A 555-nucleotide genomic window follows, 5' to 3' on the forward strand; every position below is an offset into this window, starting at 1 on the left:
CCTTCAAGCTGATTTCCAGGTGATCATCCGACCTAAAGCAATGGCCTGCAACCCGAATTCAATCCTGCCGCAAATGCGTCTCACCCCGTTCGCGCGCCAGCAGGATCTGCTTTTGCCGCTCGCGAAAGCGCATTTTATCGGCCTCGGACGTCTCATCGATACATTGGTGGCAGGACACGCCATGTTCGTACTCCGGGCATTTCATGTCCTCAGGCAAGATCGGTCGGCGGCAACCGTGGCAAAGCATGTGTGGCCCTTCTACAAGGCCGTGGCCAACGGATACGCGATTGTCGAACACAAAACACTCACCCTGCCAGGTGCTGTCTTCAGCGGGCGTCTCTTCCAGATACCGCAGGATGCCCCCTTTGAGGTGATAGACATCCTCAACCCCCTGCCCCAGCAGATAATTGGTGGATTTTTCGCAGCGGATACCGCCGGTACAGAACATGGCGACGCGTTTGTTGTGAAAACGGTCCTTGTTTTCTTCCCACCACGCCGGAAAATCGCGGAAACTGGCCGTTTCAGGGTCTATTGCGCCTTCAAACGTGCCTATTG

The 555-nt window shown here is 55.7% G+C and carries 1 protein-coding gene; it reads right to left on the bottom strand.

From position 1 onward, the window contains the following. Positions 1-58: 58 nt before the first annotated feature. A partial coding sequence (locus ACR0JF_RS23400; RefSeq protein ID WP_480670141.1) for a rhodanese domain-containing protein occupies positions 59-555 on the bottom strand: 497 nt, incomplete at its 5' end.

It is taken from the genome of Ruegeria sp. BG11, assembly GCF_056538565.1.